This window comes from Mucilaginibacter sp. SG564, from assembly GCF_013149275.1.
Taxonomy (GTDB): Bacteria; Bacteroidota; Bacteroidia; order Sphingobacteriales; family Sphingobacteriaceae; genus Mucilaginibacter.
In genome coordinates this window covers 159,666-179,801 of record NZ_JABGNA010000004.1, presented here as the reverse complement: position 1 = coordinate 179,801, position 20,136 = coordinate 159,666, and the positions used below count along the sequence as shown (strand labels likewise).

Here is a 20,136-nt window from a genome sequence, read left to right as displayed (position 1 = left end):
TACTAAGCGTTATTGCGTAATATTTCGAGCGGCGGTTTATTTAAAACGCCCCTGCTATTTAACAAACCAATAATAACGGTTAGTATGGATATAATGAAAAATAATATCAACGCCGGCAGAAAGTTAACCGTGTAGGGAATCTCAAAACTGTATTTAGCCAGTAACCAGGTACCACCAAAAGCGATCACGATACCGGTAAGGGCCGATAATGAACCCAGGAACCAGTACTCCAGCGCGGTAATGGCAAAAATTTGCTTACGGCTTGCACCTAATGTACGTAACAATACGCTCTCCTGTATGCGTTGATATTTGCTGATACGCACCGAAGCTACCAATACCACCACGCCGGTTATAATACTGAATGCACTCATAAAACGAATTACATAGCTTATTTTATTCAGCAGCTCATCCAATACGCTTAAAACCAAACCGAGGTCAATAATAGAAACATTGGGAAAGCTGCTTACAATGGCCCGTTGAAATAAAGCAGACACCTTATTGGAGGGCACATGCGTCAGCAATACCTGAAACTGCGGGGCATCTTCCAAAATACCCGTTGGGAAAACTACCTGGAAGTTGGTTTGTACTTTACCCCAGTTTACTTTACGGATGCTGGCTACATAAGCAGGCATTTCTACCCCCTGAACGTTAAAAACTATTTTGTCGCCAATTTTAAGGTTTGCCCGGTGCGACAGATTTTCTTCTACAGAAACTGGAATGTCTTTTCCGGGTGTTGCTTTGCCTATCCACGTACCATCGGTCAGCTTTTCAGAGTCGGAAAGGGAATCGCGAAAAGTAACGCGATATTCATAGGCAAATACCCCATGCGGAATTTTTATGGTCGAATCTTTTTGCAGGTCAGCGGCTGTTTTGCCATTGATCTGTTCTATCCGCAAAGTCACAATAGGCACCTGCTGTAATACCGGCAATCCCTGCTGGCGGGTTAAACGGGCCACGGAATCTTTCTGACTGTTCTGTATATCAAACAGGATCATGTTGGATTGATTGCCGCTACTCGACAAGGTAACCTGGCCAATGAGTAAATTCTGTACAAGAAACAATATACAAATGAACATGGTACTTAAACCTATGGACACCATGAGGATAAGCGTTTGGTTGTTGGGCCGGTATAAATTGGCAAAACCTTGCCGCCATAAATAACTCCATGACCCATTGATCAGCAATTTTGTGAAGCGCATCAATAGCCACGCTACCCCTGATAATATGATAAAAGCACCCAATATGCCCAGCGTAAAGAACAGGCTCCCCAACCAGCTATCCAATTGTAAATAAGTAAAAGTGACAATGAACAGCAGGATCAGCAGGTATACCAGCCAACGCAAAGGATCACGGGACAATACCGCGTCATCAAACGATAATCGTAAAGTATTTAAAGGAGATACATTACGAACGGATATCAACGGCAACAAAGCAAAAAGCAGGGAAATGATCACCCCCAACAAAATACCCTGACCAATAGCCATCCACGAAATTTGAACGGATATGGTAAAGGGGATGAAATCTTTAAATACTACAGGCAGCAAATGCTGTATCGCCGTACCCAAAGCAGCCCCAATAACAGAGCCGATGAGACCAATGCCTACAATCTGGATGAGATAGATCAGAAATGCCTCCGATGCTTTTACACCCAGACAGCGCATGATGGCAATAGACGCGATCTTCTCACGTACATAAATATGAACGGCACTGGCCACACCCACACAACCCAATAATAAGGCAACAAAGCCCACCAGGGATAAAAAACGACTTAGATCGCCAAAATTACGGCCGGTGTTTTCCTTCCTTCCTTCAATAGTTTCATACCGCATGCCAGCTTTATCCAGCATGGGATCGAGCTTTTTGGTGAGTTTATCTAGGTTTACCGGTTTAGTGAATTTATAGTAAAAGCTATAGTTTACCCGGCTGCCAATTTTAACCAGGCCGGTTTGCTCCAGATATTGCATGGGGATATAAACCACCGGCGCTATTCCCGCTAATGCACCCGCCTGTCCGGGAGCCCGGTTTAAAATGCCTGTTATTAAAAAGAGGCTGTTACCGATCTTGATCGAATCGCCCACATGCGCGTTGAATTGCAGCATCAGTGTTTTATCAACCACCGCCATCTGGCCTTTTCTGAAAGTTGTGCCCGCTTGTTCGGGTGTGGTTTCAATGGCCCCGTAATAGGGGAAGTTGCCCTGTAGTGCTCGCACTTGTACCAGTCTTGTGCCTTTACTTTTTGGGAAATAGGCCATGGAGGCAAAGCTGCGTTCCTGTGAGCGTTCATCACCTAACGAATCCAATAATTTTTTCAGATGCACATCTGCAGGTTTATTACCTGATACGGAAAGATCGGCACCGATCAATGTTGCCGCCTGTCCGTTGATGTCGTTTTGAACATTGTACTTGAACGCGTAAATAGCTACTAATGCAGCTATCCCGAATACGATGGCGGATATGAATAGGAATAACCTTGAGCGGTTTTTACGGCTATCGCGCCAGGCCATATTAAACAGCCAGGGGATATTCATTTTTCGGTGGTAATTAACGGGATTGGTTTCCATAAAGCCTAACCGTTAATTGTTTTTTCATCAGCTATCAGCTGGCCACCTTTTATCCGGATGATGCGCTGTGTTTTCGCGGCTAAATCAAGGTCGTGGGTTACCAATACCAGTGTGGTTCCGGCTTCTTTATTCAGGTCAAAAAGAAGTTTTACCACCTTTTCGCTGGTTTCAGCATCCAGGTTGCCTGTGGGCTCATCGGCAAAGAGTATTTTGGGCGAGTTGGAAAAGGCGCGTGCCAGCGAAACACGCTGCTGCTCACCACCCGATAATTGATTAGGGTAATGGTGCCCGCGGTCGGCCAGGCCTACTTTATCCAGCAGATCCAATGCTCTTGCCCGTATATTTTTTTCATTACGAAGCTCTAAAGGAACCATTACATTCTCCAGGGCAGTTAGCGTAGGCAATAGTTGAAAATTCTGGAATATAAATCCCACATACTGGTTGCGTACCTGCGCGCGTTGGTCTTCTGTTAAATTTCCGAGGTTAATGCCGTTGAGTTCTACCGCGCCTGCACTGGAACGATCAAGGCCGGCACATAAGCCCAGCAAAGTAGTTTTACCACTGCCCGAAGGTCCTACAATAGCATTGGTGGAGCCGGCGGCAATGCTGAAATTAATATTATGAAGCACGGTAAGCGTACGCCCTGCGCTTTGGTAGGTTTTGCCCAGATCTGCAATATTGAGTATAGTTTCCAAACGGTGTGTTTTTTATGATATAGATGCAGCGGGCTATCAATTGTTACCCCGCCGGTTTGCATAAATATCCATGAATCATGCCGTTTGCAATATAAAAGCGGATGTGGTTTTATTAAATGACTTTAAAAATACAATTATAACTTAGCTTTCAGCATTTCTTTCACGCTATCAAACCATTCGTGTTGTAAAATGCTTAACAGAATAGAATGGCGCCGGGTACCGTCGGGAAGTGGCATGTGGCTACGGATAATGCCTTCTACCGTACAACCTATACTTTTCATAGCCGCGATGCTGCGCTCATTCCGGGCATCGGCACGAAAACCTACCCGTTTCATATTTAGTTGTTCAAAGGCCAGTTGCAGCAATAGAAACTTACAGTGTTTGTTAAGGCCTGTACCCCTGAATTTTTCGCCATACCAGGTATAGCCTATTTCAAGTGCCTGATTGCCGGTTTGTATATCATAAAAACGGCTACTGCCCGCATATTCGCCTGTCTTTTTATCGTATATAATAAAAGGATATTCTTTTCCCTCAAGCCTGGCTTTAAGTGCCTGGTCGATATAATTACGCATACCGTCGGCGCCTTTTGCACTTACTTGCGAATAGCTCCAGATGTTAGGCTCATACAAGGCAAATGGCAATAAATTCTGATAATCGTCGGCGTTTAATGGTTTGATCAGCAACCAGTCGTCTTCTAAAATATAATCAGCCTCTGGCGAAAATTTTGAACTCATAACGGTAAAGCATTTAACCTAACACATCAAATATAGAAGTGTTTTGTAAATCCAGGGCTTTATTGCTCCATAACCCGCGCGTACATCTGCGGAAATGGTTTGTTTTTTAATTCAACGGCTAATGCCGAGTTGTGTTGCGCGCAATGTTCAAGCATCTCATTACAATCAATTAAAACGTCATCGCTCATACCTTTAAACATCATCGCTGTGGCTGTGGCTGATATTTTATAATACTCGCTAAGTGTAATTATGCCTTTTTCGGTTATCTTGATCAGTTTGGCGCGCTTATCGTCGGGCGAAGTGCGTTCTGTTATCTTTTTCTCCCGGATGAGTTTATTAATGATCTCCATGCCGGTGGTTGTTTCGGCAAACATATCGTTAATCAAATCACTTTTTTTTACTTCACCCAATTGATTCAGACTGTGTAGGTAATAAAAGTTTTCGGGAGTAGGCATCTCCGCATGGCTAACTGCCGAACGGAAATATAGGGAGTAGGATTTCAAAATGCGCCCAATGGTTTTAAGCAAATTCACCCCATTCATGATATGCTTATCCGAATGTTTGGATTTAGGCTGCTGTTTTTGAAGATAATACCGGCAAAACGCTTCTACCGAATGCTCCTCGCTGGTTTCCTCAAAAGCGCTCCATTCTTCTATTAGCTGTACAACTGGTTTCATATTAGTGCTGTTTAGATGTAAAATTAAAAAACTATTTCCAAAACGTTTTAATTATTCCATAATAGGAATATATTTGCATTGATATTCCTGTATCGTAGTATTATAAAGGGCCGGAAATATTTATACCGCGACAAAATGTTTTACTTTAACAATCGTCATCAGTATAAAGGCGTACTTTTATTAAGCCTTAAACTTTAAAACATCTTTTAGTAGATGAATTTCTGAAAATATGAAAACTGATACTCAAAAACCTGATAAAAAACCACCTGGCGTTTTTAGCTTACTAAAGCCTTACATGGGATTGGTTTCGCTGCTTTTGTTATTTGCTTTGCTTAGTAACGGTGTAAATCTTTGGTTGCCCAAGATCATAGCCAACGGGATAGATGATTATACTAAACAGCACTTTGTGTTTGGTGATATTATTAAGAAATTCTCCCTGGCCGTTCTGATTATTTTTATTTTTGGCTATCTGCAAACTATTATTCAAACCTATGCATCGGAGCGCGTAGCCCGCGATTTGCGGCAAAAGCTGGCCGATAAGATATCAAGACAAAGCCACGCTTTTATTGAAAAGGCAAACCCGGCCAAGCTGCTCACCAATTTAACCGCCGATGTAGATTCTATTAAATTGTTTGTATCGCAGGCATTGGTATCCATCGTGTCGTCATTGTTCATCATCATTGGTGCAAGCATATTGCTGTTTACTATTAACTGGAAACTGGCCCTGGCCGTGGTCATGATTATCCCGATCATAGGTGGTACATTTTTTTATGTATTGAAGAATGTGCGGGCGCTGTTTATAAAAAGCAGGGGAGTGATTGACCAGCTGAACAAAGTAATTAATGAAAGTATTCTGGGTGCCGCGCTTGTTCGTGTGATCAACTCCCAGCAGTTGGAGTATCATAAGTTTTTAGAGGCCAACACCGAGGCAAAGCGATACGGCCTGAAGATACTGAGCTTTTTTGCCGGACTGATCCCTATTGTAACCTTCACGGCCAATATGGCGGCATTAACCATTTTAATGATGGGTGGTCATTTTGTGATCAATGGCAGTATGAGCTTGGGTAGTTTTGCGGCCTTTAACAGTTATCTATCGTTACTTATATTTCCCATTTTTGTACTGGGTTTTATGAGTAACCTTATTGCGCAGGCTTCGGCCTCATTTACCCGTATCAGTGTGGTATTGGATGCTCCGGATATTGTTGATGGCGGAACTTTAAAGGAAACATTGCGTGGTGATGTGGAACTTGGTGATGTATCACTGATTTATGGTCAAAAGCCGGCGCTCAAAAATGTATCGCTTTCGGTAGCAGCTGGTTCAAAAATAGCCATCATCGGCCCTACAGCCGCGGGTAAAACGCAGCTGCTCTATTTGCTTACCAACCTCATCAAGCCAACATCCGGATATGTGCATTATGACGGGCGCAGCATAGATAGTTATGACAGCGAATCGTTCCATAGCCAGGTAGGTTTTGTTTTTCAGGATAGCATCATTTTTAACATGAGTATACGCGAAAACATTGCTTTTAGTGATACGGTTACTGATGAATCGTTGGAAAAAGCCATTGAAACGGCCGAATTGCGGGACTTTATCGATGGCCTGCCCGATAAGCTGAATACCGTCGTTTCCGAACGAGGATCGAGCCTTTCTGGCGGGCAAAAACAACGTATCATGCTGGCCCGGGCCCTGGCGGTTAACCCCAAAGTTTTATTATTGGACGATTTTACTGCCCGGGTTGATACCAATACCGAGAAAAAGATATTGACCAATATTCAGAAAAATTATCCCGGATTAACGCTGATATCTGTTACCCAGAAAATAGCATCGGTGGAGCATTACGACCAGATACTGCTACTTACCCAGGGCGAAATTGTTGCCCGTGGCGTGCATGAGGAATTAATGCGATCCAGCCCCGATTATGTACAAATATTTAACTCGCAGCAAAGCACCAGTAATTACGAACACGGTGTTGCTCACTGAAAATAGATGTGCAGATGTATAAATTTCAAATGTGCGGATGTGTGAATATGCAGATGTGCAAATGAAGTTTATTGGACACTCACGAAAAGATGAAATCACTAATTCAATAAAGCACTAATTCAATAATTATTCATGAATTACGATCTGAATAAACTTAGCCAAACGCAGCAGAAAACTTCAACCCTTGCCGGGCTTAGAAAACTGTTGCAGTTAATTGCGCACGAAAAGAAGGTGCTTTTACTGGCTCTTTTGGCTATATTAACCAATTCCTCGCTCAACTTATTGGGGCCTCTTGTTATTGGACATACAATTGATAAGTATGTGCAGCATAAGGATTATAGTGGGGTTATACATAACGCTGTTATATTGTTATGCATGTATTTGCTGGCCTTGTTTACAAGTTATAATCAAACCAAGTTAATGGGAGGTGTAAGTCAACGTATGTTGTTTACCCTTCGTAACTCTATATTCAACAAATTGCAGCAACTGCCGGTAAGCTTTTTTAATCAAAATAAAGCCGGTGACCTGATATCGAGGGTAAACAATGATACTGACAAGTTGAACCAGTTTTTTTCCCAATCGCTGATGCAGTTTATCGGCAATATCTCTATCATGGTTGGCGCGGGTGTGTTTTTATTATTGATCAAGTTTGAATTGGGCGCGGCTACGCTTGCTCCGGCTGTACTTATATTGATACTGACGCTGGCTTTGTCGCCATGGATAAAACGCAAAAACGCCCGGAACCTGAAAAGTGTAGGGGGGATGAGTTCGGAGATACAGGAAAGCTTGCATAATTTTAAAGTGATCATCGCCTTTAATCGCCGCGATTATTTCCGCAAACGCTTTGATACGGCCAATCGCGATAATTACAAAACCGCCATCGGGTCGGGTTTGGCCAATAGTGTATTTGTACCTGTTTATGGCTTGTTTGCCAGCATAGCACAATTGATTGTATTAGCCTTCGGTATTTATTTGATCACTATCGGGCAGTTTAGTATTGGGTTGCTGGTGAGTTATTTATCATACTCTACCAACTTTTACAACCCGCTAAGGCAATTGGCTGCATTATGGACAAACTTTCAGCTGGCTATGGCGGGTTGGGACAGGATATCGCAAATATTATCACTGGAGACAGATCTGCCCGTTATTGAAAATGGCATAGCCGAATCCAATGTAGCTCTGCTGGAATTCAGAAACGTGTATTTTGGTTATAACGAAGATCAGGAAATACTGCACAATGTTTGCCTTAAGCTGGAACAGGGCAAAACCTACGCGTTGGTTGGGCCAACCGGCGGAGGCAAAACCACAACGGCATCACTGATTGCCCGGTTATATGATCCCTCAAAAGGGTTGGTGATGCTGGATGGCCGCGACATCAGAACTTACAGCGCGGAAGAGCGTACGCAAAAAATAGGGTTTATTTTGCAGGAACCGTTTTTATTTACCGGTACAGTTAAAGACAATATTTTGTACGGTAATGATTTGTATAAGGATCATACCAATGAACAACTGGAAAAAGTGATCGTTGATGCCAACCTGGGTAGCCTGCTGGCTATTTTTGAGAGTGGGTTAGATACGCAGGTGCTTTCTTCCGGTGATAGTATCAGTCTTGGTCAAAAACAACTGATCGCTTTTATGCGGGCAGTATTGCGTAACCCGCAGATACTGATATTGGATGAGGCTACAGCAAATATTGATACGATAACCGAACAGCTATTGAGTGATATATTGAACAAATTACCGGATACCACCACCAGGGTAATTATAGCCCATCGACTGAATACTATTGAAAATGCCGATGAGATATTCTTTGTTAACTCAGGCGAAGTATCACGTGCAGGCTCGTTGAATGATGCCATGGATATGTTGCTGCAGGGGAAAAGGGTTAGCTAAGAAATTTGCGGCAAAATATTTCGGCAAAACATCGTTTTGACATAAAACTTCCACAGTATAGAATAGAGTTAATATGCTGATTTTGTCATCCTGAACGGTGTGAAGGATCTGTTAACAGGCTTTGTGTACTGGTAAATAGATTCTTCGTTCCTCAGAATGACAATTTTTATTGAGACCTAAGTTGAAAAATAAAAAATGCCGTCCCGAATAAAATAGTTGTAGTATCGACACTAAATATTTGCATAATTATTTTTACACTTGTAAATAAACTTTAACCAAATTATGCATAAGTATACCGGCGAGACACGCATTTTAGCTGCGACAGATTGTATCATTTTTGGATTCGACGGATTTAATATCAAATTATTGCTTGTACAGCGTGGTCTTGAACCCGAGAAAAATAAATGGAGCCTGATGGGCGGCTTTATACAGCCTTCGGAGTCGCCTGATGATGCTGCCAATCGCATATTAGAATTACGCACCGGGCTTAAAAACGTGTACATGGAGCAATTTCATGTATTTGGAGCGCCTGATCGCGACCCGGTGGAAAGAACCTTGTCTATAGCTTATTTCGCACTTATAGATATTCATCAGTATGAAAAACAGCTGAGTGAAGAGTACCATCCCGAGTGGTTTTTACTGAATGAGATGCCCGAGCTTATATTTGACCACACAGAAATGGTAAGGCTTGCCTTGCGCCAGCTGCGCTATAAGGCCGCGCTGCACCCAATCCTGTTTCAGCTGTTGCCCGAAAAATTCACCATTCCGCAATTGCAGGCGCTTTATGAAGGTGTTTATGAAACCAAGTTTGACGATCGTAACTTTAGCCGTAAGCTATTATCAACTGGCTTGCTTGTAAAACTGCCCGAAAAGGATAAACTGTCGTCAAAGAAAGGCGCTTTTTATTACAGGCTTGATCAATCACATTACGAACAGAATTTTGAATCGTTCCTTAACCTGGTACCTAATCCCGAGAAGTTCTTTTAGTTAAGACGGAAGGTTGGGTTAGTCCATTGGGGATTCTTTATGCTTAAAAAGTGGGTTTACATGTAAATCCACTTTTTAAGCATAAATTTAATATATATAATTGATTTTCAATTATATATATTGATATAAACCCTGAAAAGTGTAAACCATGTAAACCCACTTTTTTAACCAAATCTGCCGCCTTTTAGGGTTTACTAAGCTAAGCTTTTAGGGATCGATACCTTAAACGTAGCACCTTTATCGGGCGAGGATATTACTTCGATACTGCCGCGGTGTTTCTCGATGATACCAAATACGATGGAAAGCCCCAGACCTGTACCTTCACCAATACCTTTAGTGGTAAAAAAAGGTTCGAAAATGCGTTGTTTGGTTTCTTCGCTCATGCCTATGCCGGTATCGGTTACTTCAATAGAAATATGGTCTGGATGATCCCTGGTGATGATCATGATACACTCATCACTATGATGATGCTTACTTTTTATGGCATATATGCTATTGTTGACCAGATTAATAATGAGCTGGTTAATTTTACCAGGATAACAGTTTAAAGGCTCCAGCTTGTCAAAAACAGGTCTGATCTCGATGTAATACGGAATGGTGCTTCTTAAGATCAGCAGGTTATTCAGGATCGATTTATTGATATCTGCCGTTTTTAATACCTGCTCATCGGTGCTGCTAAAAGTGCGCAAACTGTTTACTATTTCTGCTGTCCTGTTAGCGCCATCCTCTATTCCATTCAATAAGATAGTTATTTCATCCTTTATGAAATTAAGATCGATCTTTTGTTTATAATCATCAAGCGCCTTTAAAAAAGGAACTTGGTCCGGGTTGTTCAAAGCATCTTCATATTTGTCCAATAAAATCAAAAGCTCATCAAAATCAAGTCGTAAGGGGGCTATATTGGAGCTTACAAAATTAATGGGGTTATTAATTTCATGTGCTACGCCGGCTGTAAGCTGTCCCAGCGAAGCCATTTTTTCATTATCGATGAGCTGCTTTTGTGTGGCTGTAAGATTATCTATGGATAAGGAAAGACTTTTATTGATCTTAATTAATTCCTCGGTACGTTCTTTTACCTTGCTTTCCAGCAGGATGTTTTGCTGTGTTATTAGTCGTTCATTTTCCCGGGCAATGGTAAGGGCAAAGCTTTGCGATTCGTTTTTTTGATACCGGTAAAAGTTAATCTTCTCGGCCAAAGCTGCCGAAAACAGGATCAGTTCTAACACAGAACTATAAATAACAATGTTAGCTGTGATATTACTGTATGGAATAAGTCCTTTATTGCGTGCAACAGATATTAATAGGCTTATTAAGAACAGCCCCCAACCCAGTAAAAAGAATTTGGCCGGCTTGAAATTACTTTTATGGTAAACGTAGGCACCTATAATAAGTAAACTAATGGCGGTGATAGTAGTGCTAATGGTAATTAAATTATAGGCAATAGCAGTCATACCAGTCGCAATCACAATAAGAATTACGAAGAACAATAAATAGAGCAGCAGGTAATACTTATACCATTGTTTTAAGTGTTGCTTGAGCTGTAAAAACGTGCTCATAAAAAGCAAAATAGAAAACCCAAGCAGTACCCTAACCACGGGGATTACATAGTTATTTAAGGTGATTATGTCTGTTGTAAATAAATCGGTTCCATAGCCACGTTTAAGTAATTGCGATAAGCCCAAAAAGATGATATAATTTACATAGTACAGGTAACTATTGTCGGCAACTATAAAAAACAACAATAAGTTATATAGTGTCATTACGATAAAAATACCCGCTATAACCCCATTGGTTATATTTTCAAGATTACGACTTTCTAAAAAAGTGGATGTGCTGTAAATTTTTACCGGAATAATAGCAGCAGCATTACTTCTTATTCGTAAGTACACGGTGCCTGTGGCTCCAGGTAATAGTGGATAATCTATAAAAGCGAGATTTTGAGTGTGGTCAGGACTTAAGTGTTGTGGTGCCGTGTTTGTATTTTCGGTATAATAAAGATCAAATTCATCAATAACGCTGGCATTTATGCCAATGGTCACCATCGGTTCCTTACTGTTATTTTTTAAAATAAATTTTATCCATGTGATAGATTTAGAGAATTTTAAAGCCGGAAGTGTTTGCTTAATGCGATGGAACTTAGAACTGTTTAAAACCTGGGCAATGGTTAAATTATTATCAGGAGCGTCAAGTTCATAGAAGTATCTGTTGGTTAACAAGATTGATTGATCATTATTAATAACCAAAGTATCAGTTGAGTAGGCAAAAGCTGCAAGCCCAACTAGCATGAGATACCCGATTAGTAATATTTTTTTCATGATATAATTGTTACATATATACAGAACAATAATTATAATAAAAATGTGCAATAAGTTAAACTTTGCATAAATTTACTTTTGTAAGCCTATTTGAAGATATTACCCGTTCACTAAAGTGTTTTGCTATGGCCGTAGGAGTGTTGTATGTTGATGATGAAATTAATAACCTGAATAGTTTTAAAGCGGCCTTCAGGCGTGATTTTAATATATATACGGCCAGTTCTGCTGCCGAAGGTCGGAGGATACTGGATGGAAATGAGGTGGGGGTGATTATAACAGATCAGCGCATGCCCGTTACTACAGGTATTGAATTTCTGGAATCGGTTTTGCAAACCAACCCCGATACGATCAGGATATTATTAACCGGTTTTTCAGACATCAATGCTGTTATTGATGCCATTAATCGCGGGCAGGTTTACAAATACCTGGTAAAGCCATGGCAAAATGATGAACTCAGGATCCATATCCAAAATGCCATCGAAATTTATAACCTGCGAAAAGAAAATAAAGACCTCACCTACAAATTGCAGATAGCAAACATGGAACTGGAAACCCTGTCGAAAGCTTTTCGGTAATCCACCGGTTCCACGGCTCTATACAATATTATTTATAAAGGTTATCTTAGTTTATAGCGCACATTTAGGGCTGTTTGACCTTGAAATAAGGCTAAATTGTGCCGGCTATAAACGTTTAATTGATGAAAAGGTCCTTATTCATAGCCTTTATTTTTGTTCTTTTTATTCAGTGTGTTGTGGCGCAGCAACGGCCACAATATACCCAATACATTTTTAACAGTTACCTCTTAAATCCTGCTTTATCAGGTATCGAGAATTATACGGATGTAAAAACAGGTTACCGCAGCCAATGGACAGGCCTGGATGGTGCGCCCGTAACGGCTTACCTGTCAGTAAATATGCCCATTGGCCAAAAATTTATACAAGGCGATGCCAATGCTTTCCCGGCCAGCGGGGGCCTTAATCCGGCTAGTAGGTTGTATACACAGCAATACCAGGCTGCAGAGCCACATCACGGCGTTGGGTTAACGGTGGTATCAGATAAAGCAGGTCCTTTTACGCAAACCAATATCGATGCTAGTTATGCCTATCACCTTGGATTATCCAGCAAGCTAAATCTGGCAGTTGGGGTATCAGCTGGCTTTAGTCATAATGTGCTAAACCTGTCGGCGCTGAGCACCGCGGATCCCTCGGATCCTATATTAAGCAGTTTGAATAATAATCAATGGAAACCTGATTTGGGGATAGGTGTCTGGGCCTATGCTTCTGATTATTTTATAGGTGTTTCGGCTCAGCAGATATTGCCGCAGAATTTGTATGTAATTAGCAAAGCAAACCAATATCAGAACAAAACTGTACCTAATTATTTTTTAACGGGCGGGGTTAAATTGTTTCTGTCGGATGAGGTTACGCTTATTCCATCGGTTATGCTGAAGTATATAAAACCGTTACCAACAAGTTATGATTTTAATATGAAATTATCCTTTGCAGATAAGCTTTGGATAGGTGGTTCATACCGTCATAGCGATTCTTATGCAGGACTGGTTGGGCTTAATCTGAGCTCATTTGTAAATATTGGTTATTCCTATGATGTCACCACATCGGCCCTGAATACGGTAAGTAATGGTACACATGAAATTGTGATAGGTATATTACTTAATAACCGTTACAAAGTAAGTAGCGCACAGCATACGTTTTAGGCCCCTAGCCCCCTAAAGGGGGAACTTTACTTTTTAGTGTTCCTGTATTTTGCTCCCCCTTTAGGGGGCTGGGGGGGCTTATAGCTCCCTTCTGAGCCTTGCAACCGGGATATTCATTTGTTCGCGGTATTTGGCCACTGTTCGGCGGGCGATGTTATAGCCGGCGTCTTTCAGGATATCGGTTAATTTTTCATCGGCCAGAGGATGGCGCTTGTCTTCTTTGCCTATATGCTCTTCCAGGATCTTTTTTACTTCTTTGTTAGATACTTCTTCGCCGCTTTCGGTCTGGATAGCTTCGGAGAAGAACGATTTGAGCAGAAAAGTGCCAAATTCGGTTTGTACGTATTTGGAGTTGGCCACACGTGACACAGTGGAGATATCCATATTTATCCTGTCGGCAATATCTTTCAGGATCATCGGTTTCAGATTTTTATCATCTCCTGTCAGGAAAAACTCATATTGATACTGCATAATGGAGTTCATGGTTTTTAGCAAAGTTTGCTGACGCTGTTTGATAGCATCAATGAACCATTTGGCCGAATCGAGCTTCTGTTTTACAAATTGTACTGCTTCTTTGAGTTTTTTATCTTTTTGCGCTGCTTTATCGTAATGCTGAAACATTTCCTGATAGGAGCGGCTTACCCTTAGTTCCGGAGCATTCTTAGAGTTTAGGGTTAATATCAGCGTACCATCATTATTGGTGATATGAAAATCGGGTATCACCTGCATTTGCTTGGTATTGATCTCGTTGGAATCGCCTGGTTTGGGATTAAGCTTGAGTATTTCGTTCACTACACCACGTAATTCGTCGGAGTTCATGTTTAATGATTTCTCCAGTTTATCGTAATGTTTACGGGTAAACTCGTCAAGGTATTGTTCAACCACAATAATGGCTTTCGCGATGATGGGATCGTTAGGGTCTTTTTTACGCAATTGTATTAAAAGACATTCCTGTAAGCTCCGGGCACCAACACCAGCCGGGTCAAATCCTTGTATCACCCGCAGCATATCTTCTACCTCTTCATCTTCGGCCATTACATTTTGTGAAAATGCCAGGTCGTCGGTAAGTGACATGATGGGGCGGCGTAAATAGCCGTCATCATCCAGGCTGCCGATAATTTGTTGACCGATCTTGAAATCTTTATCACTTAGCGGTAGCAGATCGAGCTGTAATTGCAGGCTTTCAAAAAAAGAATTTTGTACCGCTATTGGGATCTCCTTGCGTTCATCTTCATCATCACCGTTTTGATCATAACGTGAACCGTAATCGTTTACGCTATCATCCTGCAGGTAATCATCAATATTAAACTCATCCATTTCGCCCTTTTCTTCGTCACTATTAAAAGTGTCTTCGTCTGGATCCCGATCTGGATATTGCTCTTCGGGTTCGTTTAAATTTGTTAAGCTCAGATCTTCAAGCGCTGGATTTTCTTCCAGTTCCTCTTTAATACGAGTATCCAGAGAAACTGTAGGAACCTGCAGCAATTTTATAAATTGTATTTGCTGCGGTGAAAGCTTTTGTAAGAGTTTTTGTTGAAGATTCTGTTTAAGCATAATTAAGATGAGCCCAAAAATACATCAATTACCATTAACTTTAAAATATCTTATGGCATATAGACGCTGGTATTAAATACCAGAAAATATAATTTGTTTGAACGGCATTAAAATTTATTCGTTACATTAGTTAAAACTAAAACCTATTTATACCGTTACCTGAACTAATTATTAACTAAAATCTATCAATATGGCAATAATCAAAGAGTTTAAAGAGTTCGCCATGCGCGGCAACGTTGTTGACCTGGCAGTGGGTGTTATCATTGGTGCAGCTTTTGGTAAGATCGTTACCTCCCTGGTAAATGATGTTATCATGCCACCAATTGGCTATTTAACCGGTGGCATTGATTTTAAAAATTTGAAAGTGCTTTTAAAACCAGCTGACCCGGCAAATAAAGTGGCGGAGGTTGCTATCAATTATGGTAATTTCATCAATACCGTGATCGAGTTTCTGATTGTTGCCTTTTGTATTTTTATGGTTGTAAAGGCTATCAACTCGCTTAAAAAACCTGTAGAGGAAGCTCCTGCTGCAGAACCGGCACCAACAAAAGAAGAAACTTTACTTACCGAGATACGTGACCTGTTAGCTAAAAAAGCTTAACTGGATCAAAGACAAGAAAATATATCAAAGGATCATGGATGGAGATGCTTTTTGTCTTTAATCCTTGATCCTTTTGTCCTTAATCTTCTTTATTCTTTACTTAATTTTGTATCTGTTAGAATAACGTAATCTGCCAGGGATTTAAATTTTGTCCAATCGGGATTGTCAAAATTTTCTCCGCTGTAAGAGGCTATGGTTAGTATCCTTGCTTTTGGAGCATATTTCTTGAGTTGAGCTACTGCGCCCAACCTTTCTTCACTGTGAAAACCGCCATTAAGCTGTAATATTTTAAATCCGCTATGGGTTTTAAAAAATTGCGCTATCGACCAGGCCATGGTAGCATCCCACAAATTTTGTGATTGATAGATCTGTATGCCGGCCATGGCTTCGTGCCCACCCATGATCTTTATAAATTTATCATAATATGCACCGGTAGCGGTATCAATAGGAAGGGGCGCCAGGTAGCCTTTGGCTTGTTTGCTGAGTTGTTCCAGGCTGCCGAGACCATTACGTGTTACCATATTGGTATAACGCGATGGCGCATTGGCGGCCACCACTGGTAAATGATTGACTTTGGCTAATTCAACCAGCGGGCGGTAATCTTTATAGTTTGGCCAGGCACGGGCATCGGTTAGCAGGTTCTTTTCGCGGATGAAGTCATTAAGATATTCATTTAACATCAATTGACAATCGGTTTGAAACATCTCCATGGATAGAGCCGTGCGCTCAGGATATTTTTCTGTTAAGCCTTTAAATATGGCATATTCCAGTGAATGAGCTGTTGAGTCATTATGTTCTTCGCCAAAAAATAGTACGTCAATTTTGTCGGTTTGCTGAATAATATCAGTAATTGTTACCAGTTTTTGTTCGGTCGTGCTATATATTTTGTAATGAGAAGGCGATGCACCCTGCCCTAAAACAATTGATGGTAAAGCTATTAAGAGCAGGATAAGCAGTGATTTCATATTACGGTTTTAAAACGCTTAATTTACAGTAAGAAACATAGAGCAACAAATAAGAAAAATAGTATTTGAAATGTTTTGAAAAATTACTACATTTGCGCTCTTGTTTTTAAAAAGATCGAAATAGAATAAAAATATACAGTCATGAAAAGAACTTTCCAGCCTTCTCAAAGAAAAAGAAGAAACAAACACGGTTTCCGTGAGCGCATGTCAACTGCTAACGGTAGAAGAATATTAGCAGCCAGAAGAGCTAAAGGCAGAAAAAGATTAACAGTTTCTGACGAAGGTCGTCATAAAGCATAAGCCTGGTTGCTTGGTCCTTTCATAAGGGACATGGACCGTTTATATGCTCAAACTCCGGTTCAATTATGGCAACTATGTATACTTTTAAAAAAGAAGAACGATTATGTAACAAAAGGCTTATTGATAAGCTTTTTCATAACGGTTCTTCTTTTTTGTGTTATCCCTTCAAAGCTTCGTGGTTATTTCATTCCGAACCACAACTATTCCCCGCCCAGATTTTATTTTCGGTTTCAAAAAAGCGTTATAAGCACGCTGTCGACCGTAATTTAATAAAAAGATGCATGCGCGAGTCGTACAGGCTGCACAAGCAGCAATGCCTGTATGATTTATTGGTAGCTGCAGATAAAACCATAGTGTTGTCGGTAGGGTATATCGGAAAGGAAATCGTGCCCTATAGTGTTATTGAAAAAAAGATGCTGAAGATGCTAAACCAGCTTGGAGAGCAATTAACGACTGCAAATAACATCCCGGTGAAATGATATGAAGGGGCTGATCAGGATATTGAAGGCAATTGTTGGTGGTATTTTTATACTGTTGATCAAAATATATCAATATTTTATTTCCCCGCTTACAGGTGCTTCATGCCGGTATACACCAACCTGTTCGCAATACGGCGTAGAAGCTATCAAAAAACACGGCGCTTTTAAGGGCGGATGGTTAACTTTGAAACGCATTGCCAGCTGTCATCCGTGGGGAGGGCACGGCCATGATCCGGTACCGTGATTGGTATTTGTTCATTAGTTCAATGGTTCATTAGTATTTGTAGTGTGATATACTGTACTAACGGATATAACTGACATTGCAACCAATAAACAAATGAACCATTGAACTAATGAACTAAAAAAAATGAGTGTTATTTTACAAATAGAAACCGCGACCACTTCCTGTTCAGTAGCCCTGGCTGTTGACGGTAAAGTTGTTGCCTTTAAACAGATCAACGAACGTAACATACACGCCGAGGTGATTACGCTTTTTATTGATGAGTTGGTGACTTCTGCAAATTTAACTTATGCCGGGCTTGATGCTATTGCTGTAAGCAGTGGCCCTGGTTCCTATACTGGTTTAAGGATTGGGATTTCGACGGCTAAGGGGCTTTGTTTTGCCCTGGATAAACCACTCATCGCCATCGAAACATTGGAGGCTATGGCTTATGGTGTTATCCATAATGATGATTTTACAGTTAATCAGAATACGCTTTTATGCCCTATGATAGATGCACGGCGCATGGAGGTATATTGTGCCTTGTTTGATGCTGCTGGCCAAAAAGTACGCCCAACCTCGGCAGATATTATAGATGAGCAAAGTTTTGCCGACGAACTCAATAAACAGCAGATCCTGTTTTTTGGTGATGGGGCCGATAAGTGCGAGGCTATATTAGGTAACAACCCTAACGCTAAATTTTTGTCAGGCTTTGTTAATTCGGCAACTTTTCTTACCCAAAAAGCCGCTGACAAATTCGGGAAGAAGGAATTTGAAGATGTAGCTTATTTTGAACCTTACTATCTCAAAGATTTTATAGCCGGAAAGAAAGCGTTATAAATAGCTTAATATTTAGATCCCTTTATTGGTGCTGGTTTTGAATAATCGCCCAAACAGGCGACCAAAAAAGCCCTTTTCGCCCATCGGAATGATGCTGGCGTTCATGGGGTGTTCAATTACGCGGCCGAATTTCAGGGTAAATCCTAAATAAAAATCACCTCCCGAATAATTACCCACATGATTTATTTGTGAGTTATTGTTTACAGCCGCTAATGCCAACTTGCCGGTATTGGTCAATCTTTCGGTACCTATATAAAATTCGGTATTAGGAGATTTGATCATGAGTTGTGTACCAATATTAAAAAAATGCATGTCGCTATAGCTTGTACTGAGCGTTGCAGTAAAAATACCCCGATAATTAAAATGGTTAACCAATGCTCCTGTAAAATCCGGATAGAATAAAGATTTTGAGGCTATAAGTGTTGGCGAGTATTTCCATAAATTGCCGTAGCCTATCCAATAGCTTTTGGTAGCACTCAATTCAGCAAGACCGTTTATGGGGGTAGTAAGTGGTTTAACTGTTTTATGATTATCGTCCTGCATTATTTTATGCACCCGGTCATAAAGCGTATCTGCAAAGTGCTGGGATCCTAAATTGTTGATCACACCACTATTATTAAAGTCATAAGTGGCCGACCGGTTACTCCAGTGAATAAAACCAAGATCTTTAATATTGCCCTGTATGGTTATGCGGTCATCTGTGGTGTAAGAGGCGCCCAAACTAATAGCGGCACCTGGATTGCGTAGATTGGGCAAGTAATCACGTGCATCGCGTTGGCCGGGAATATAGTTGGCATAATACCTGCCGGTTAAGCCGAGCAAGGCGCTTGGGTTGTTTGGATTGGTACGATCAAAATCGATTTGCGAATGAGTAATGTTAAATTGCTGATACTGTATACCCAATAATGCGCTTATTTTAAAACCAAGGGCTATTTTTTTATTGATACGCTCGCGATATGAAAAACCTATCTGGTGATAAGCCTGGTACCTGTAATTGTCATTAAAGATATTGGTATAATTATCGTTAGGAAAGTTCCTTGTTCCATTTAACAGGGCAAATGATTCGTCTGAAAAAAGTCCCCGGGCTTCTGCTTTAACCTGTGCCGAAAAGCCTATCTCTACATCGCCATTAAAACTTGTAAATAGCTTAAACATAATAGCATAAGCATTAATATTGGCGTTGAAATGATTGTATTTACCCTGACCTATTTGTAAATTATCGGTAAAGTATTGTGAATTATTGCCGAATATTTTGCTTTTAAGAGTACGTTGCGCATTTCCGGTTAAATAGGTATTCACATTAAAACTCGGGATAAAAAAGTTAAAGGCGTATTGCCGGCTGGAATCCGGGATGAATGATCGTTGTGAGGGATTTTCGAAAGAATCATACAACGTGCCCGTATTGTATTGCGAAAATTGTTGTGCAGAAACTGATAAAGAGAAAAATAGTAGCCCAAAAAGAATTAATAGCTTATTTTTATTCATACGACAATTTGCCAAGTTTCTGTTTATTAATGGTTTATTTTAAACCAGTAGTAAATATTTCCCTAAACTCTAAGGAAATATTCAGACACAATAGCCCCTTTTAACGGGAATTGATAGCGTATGGTTGTATGTTTT

18 protein-coding genes are annotated in these 20,136 nt (G+C 40.7%); 10 read left to right on the top strand and 8 right to left on the bottom strand.

What is annotated here, in order from left to right; all coding sequences use genetic code 11:
* Positions 1-2: 2 nt before the first annotated feature.
* The 4 genes from FHW89_RS10685 to FHW89_RS10670 all read right to left on the bottom strand — a co-directional run bounded on the left by FHW89_RS10685 (position 3) and on the right by FHW89_RS10670 (position 4,667).
* Entirely contained in the window at positions 3-2,561 is a 2,559-nt protein-coding gene (locus FHW89_RS10685; RefSeq protein ID WP_216650536.1) for an ABC transporter permease, read from the bottom strand.
* A 5-nt stretch (positions 2,562-2,566) separates the two neighbouring features.
* Positions 2,567-3,256 (bottom strand): ABC transporter ATP-binding protein, encoded by a 690-nt coding sequence (locus tag FHW89_RS10680; RefSeq protein ID WP_172335030.1) that lies wholly within the window; start codon positions 3,254-3,256, stop codon positions 2,567-2,569.
* 134 nt (positions 3,257-3,390) lie between these two features.
* Complete coding sequence (locus FHW89_RS10675; RefSeq protein WP_172335029.1) at positions 3,391-3,990, bottom strand: GNAT family N-acetyltransferase; 600 nt, start codon at positions 3,988-3,990, stop codon at positions 3,391-3,393.
* Positions 3,991-4,049: 59 nt separating this feature from the next.
* Complete coding sequence (locus tag FHW89_RS10670; RefSeq protein WP_172335028.1) at positions 4,050-4,667, bottom strand: MarR family winged helix-turn-helix transcriptional regulator; 618 nt, start codon at positions 4,665-4,667, stop codon at positions 4,050-4,052.
* A gap of 229 nt (positions 4,668-4,896) precedes the next feature.
* Here FHW89_RS10670 and FHW89_RS10665 point away from each other — a divergent pair, with 229 nt between their 5' ends.
* From FHW89_RS10665 to FHW89_RS10655, 3 genes are all read left to right on the top strand, one after another.
* Entirely contained in the window at positions 4,897-6,648 is a 1,752-nt protein-coding gene (locus tag FHW89_RS10665) for an ABC transporter ATP-binding protein (RefSeq protein ID WP_172335027.1), read from the top strand.
* 132 nt (positions 6,649-6,780) lie between these two features.
* Complete coding sequence (locus FHW89_RS10660; RefSeq protein ID WP_172335026.1) at positions 6,781-8,541, top strand: ABC transporter ATP-binding protein; 1,761 nt, start codon at positions 6,781-6,783, stop codon at positions 8,539-8,541.
* Positions 8,542-8,823: 282 nt separating this feature from the next.
* A complete protein-coding gene (locus tag FHW89_RS10655) occupies positions 8,824-9,528 on the top strand; it encodes an NUDIX domain-containing protein (protein WP_172335025.1) in 705 nt (234 codons plus the stop codon).
* Positions 9,529-9,722: 194 nt separating this feature from the next.
* Here the strand turns inward: FHW89_RS10655 and FHW89_RS10650 are convergent, their stop codons facing one another.
* Positions 9,723-11,843, bottom strand: a complete 2,121-nt coding sequence (locus FHW89_RS10650; protein WP_172335024.1) for a 7TM diverse intracellular signaling domain-containing protein — start codon at positions 11,841-11,843, stop codon at positions 9,723-9,725.
* Between the two features lie 125 nt (positions 11,844-11,968).
* Here FHW89_RS10650 and FHW89_RS10645 point away from each other — a divergent pair, with 125 nt between their 5' ends.
* Positions 11,969-12,418 carry a response regulator gene (locus FHW89_RS10645; RefSeq protein ID WP_172335023.1) on the top strand — a complete coding sequence of 150 codons (450 nt, stop codon included), beginning with the start codon at positions 11,969-11,971 and terminating at the stop codon, positions 12,416-12,418.
* Positions 12,419-12,540: 122 nt separating this feature from the next.
* Positions 12,541-13,557 (top strand): type IX secretion system membrane protein PorP/SprF, encoded by a 1,017-nt coding sequence (locus tag FHW89_RS10640; protein WP_172335022.1) that lies wholly within the window; start codon positions 12,541-12,543, stop codon positions 13,555-13,557.
* 78 nt (positions 13,558-13,635) lie between these two features.
* On the opposite strand, the gene rpoN is transcribed toward FHW89_RS10640, so the two are convergent.
* Positions 13,636-15,111, bottom strand: coding sequence for an RNA polymerase factor sigma-54 (gene rpoN, locus FHW89_RS10635; protein ID WP_172335021.1), 1,476 nt, complete (start codon positions 15,109-15,111; stop codon positions 13,636-13,638).
* A 190-nt stretch (positions 15,112-15,301) separates the two neighbouring features.
* Between rpoN and mscL the strand changes: the two genes are divergently transcribed.
* A complete protein-coding gene (gene mscL / locus FHW89_RS10630; RefSeq protein ID WP_216650535.1) occupies positions 15,302-15,712 on the top strand; it encodes a large-conductance mechanosensitive channel protein MscL in 411 nt (136 codons plus the stop codon).
* An 89-nt stretch (positions 15,713-15,801) separates the two neighbouring features.
* Here the strand turns inward: mscL and FHW89_RS10625 are convergent, their stop codons facing one another.
* Positions 15,802-16,677 carry a ChaN family lipoprotein gene (locus FHW89_RS10625; RefSeq protein WP_172335020.1) on the bottom strand — a complete coding sequence of 292 codons (876 nt, stop codon included), beginning with the start codon at positions 16,675-16,677 and terminating at the stop codon, positions 15,802-15,804.
* A 141-nt stretch (positions 16,678-16,818) separates the two neighbouring features.
* Between FHW89_RS10625 and rpmH the strand changes: the two genes are divergently transcribed.
* The 4 genes from rpmH (at position 16,819) to tsaB (ending at position 18,516) form a co-directional block, all read left to right on the top strand.
* Positions 16,819-16,977, top strand: a complete 159-nt coding sequence (gene rpmH, locus FHW89_RS10620; RefSeq protein WP_110583460.1) for a 50S ribosomal protein L34 — start codon at positions 16,819-16,821, stop codon at positions 16,975-16,977.
* A gap of 65 nt (positions 16,978-17,042) precedes the next feature.
* Positions 17,043-17,456, top strand: a complete 414-nt coding sequence (rnpA, locus tag FHW89_RS10615) for a ribonuclease P protein component (protein ID WP_371742441.1) — start codon at positions 17,043-17,045, stop codon at positions 17,454-17,456.
* Position 17,457: 1 nt separating this feature from the next.
* Positions 17,458-17,700 (top strand): membrane protein insertion efficiency factor YidD, encoded by a 243-nt coding sequence (yidD, locus tag FHW89_RS10610; protein WP_172335019.1) that lies wholly within the window; start codon positions 17,458-17,460, stop codon positions 17,698-17,700.
* Between the two features lie 123 nt (positions 17,701-17,823).
* Positions 17,824-18,516 (top strand): tRNA (adenosine(37)-N6)-threonylcarbamoyltransferase complex dimerization subunit type 1 TsaB, encoded by a 693-nt coding sequence (tsaB, locus tag FHW89_RS10605; RefSeq protein ID WP_172335018.1) that lies wholly within the window; start codon positions 17,824-17,826, stop codon positions 18,514-18,516.
* 12 nt (positions 18,517-18,528) lie between these two features.
* Here tsaB and FHW89_RS10600 read toward each other — a convergent pair whose 3' ends face one another.
* Positions 18,529-20,001, bottom strand: a complete 1,473-nt coding sequence (locus tag FHW89_RS10600) for a DUF5723 family protein (protein WP_172335017.1) — start codon at positions 19,999-20,001, stop codon at positions 18,529-18,531.
* Positions 20,002-20,136: the final 135 nt, after the last annotated feature.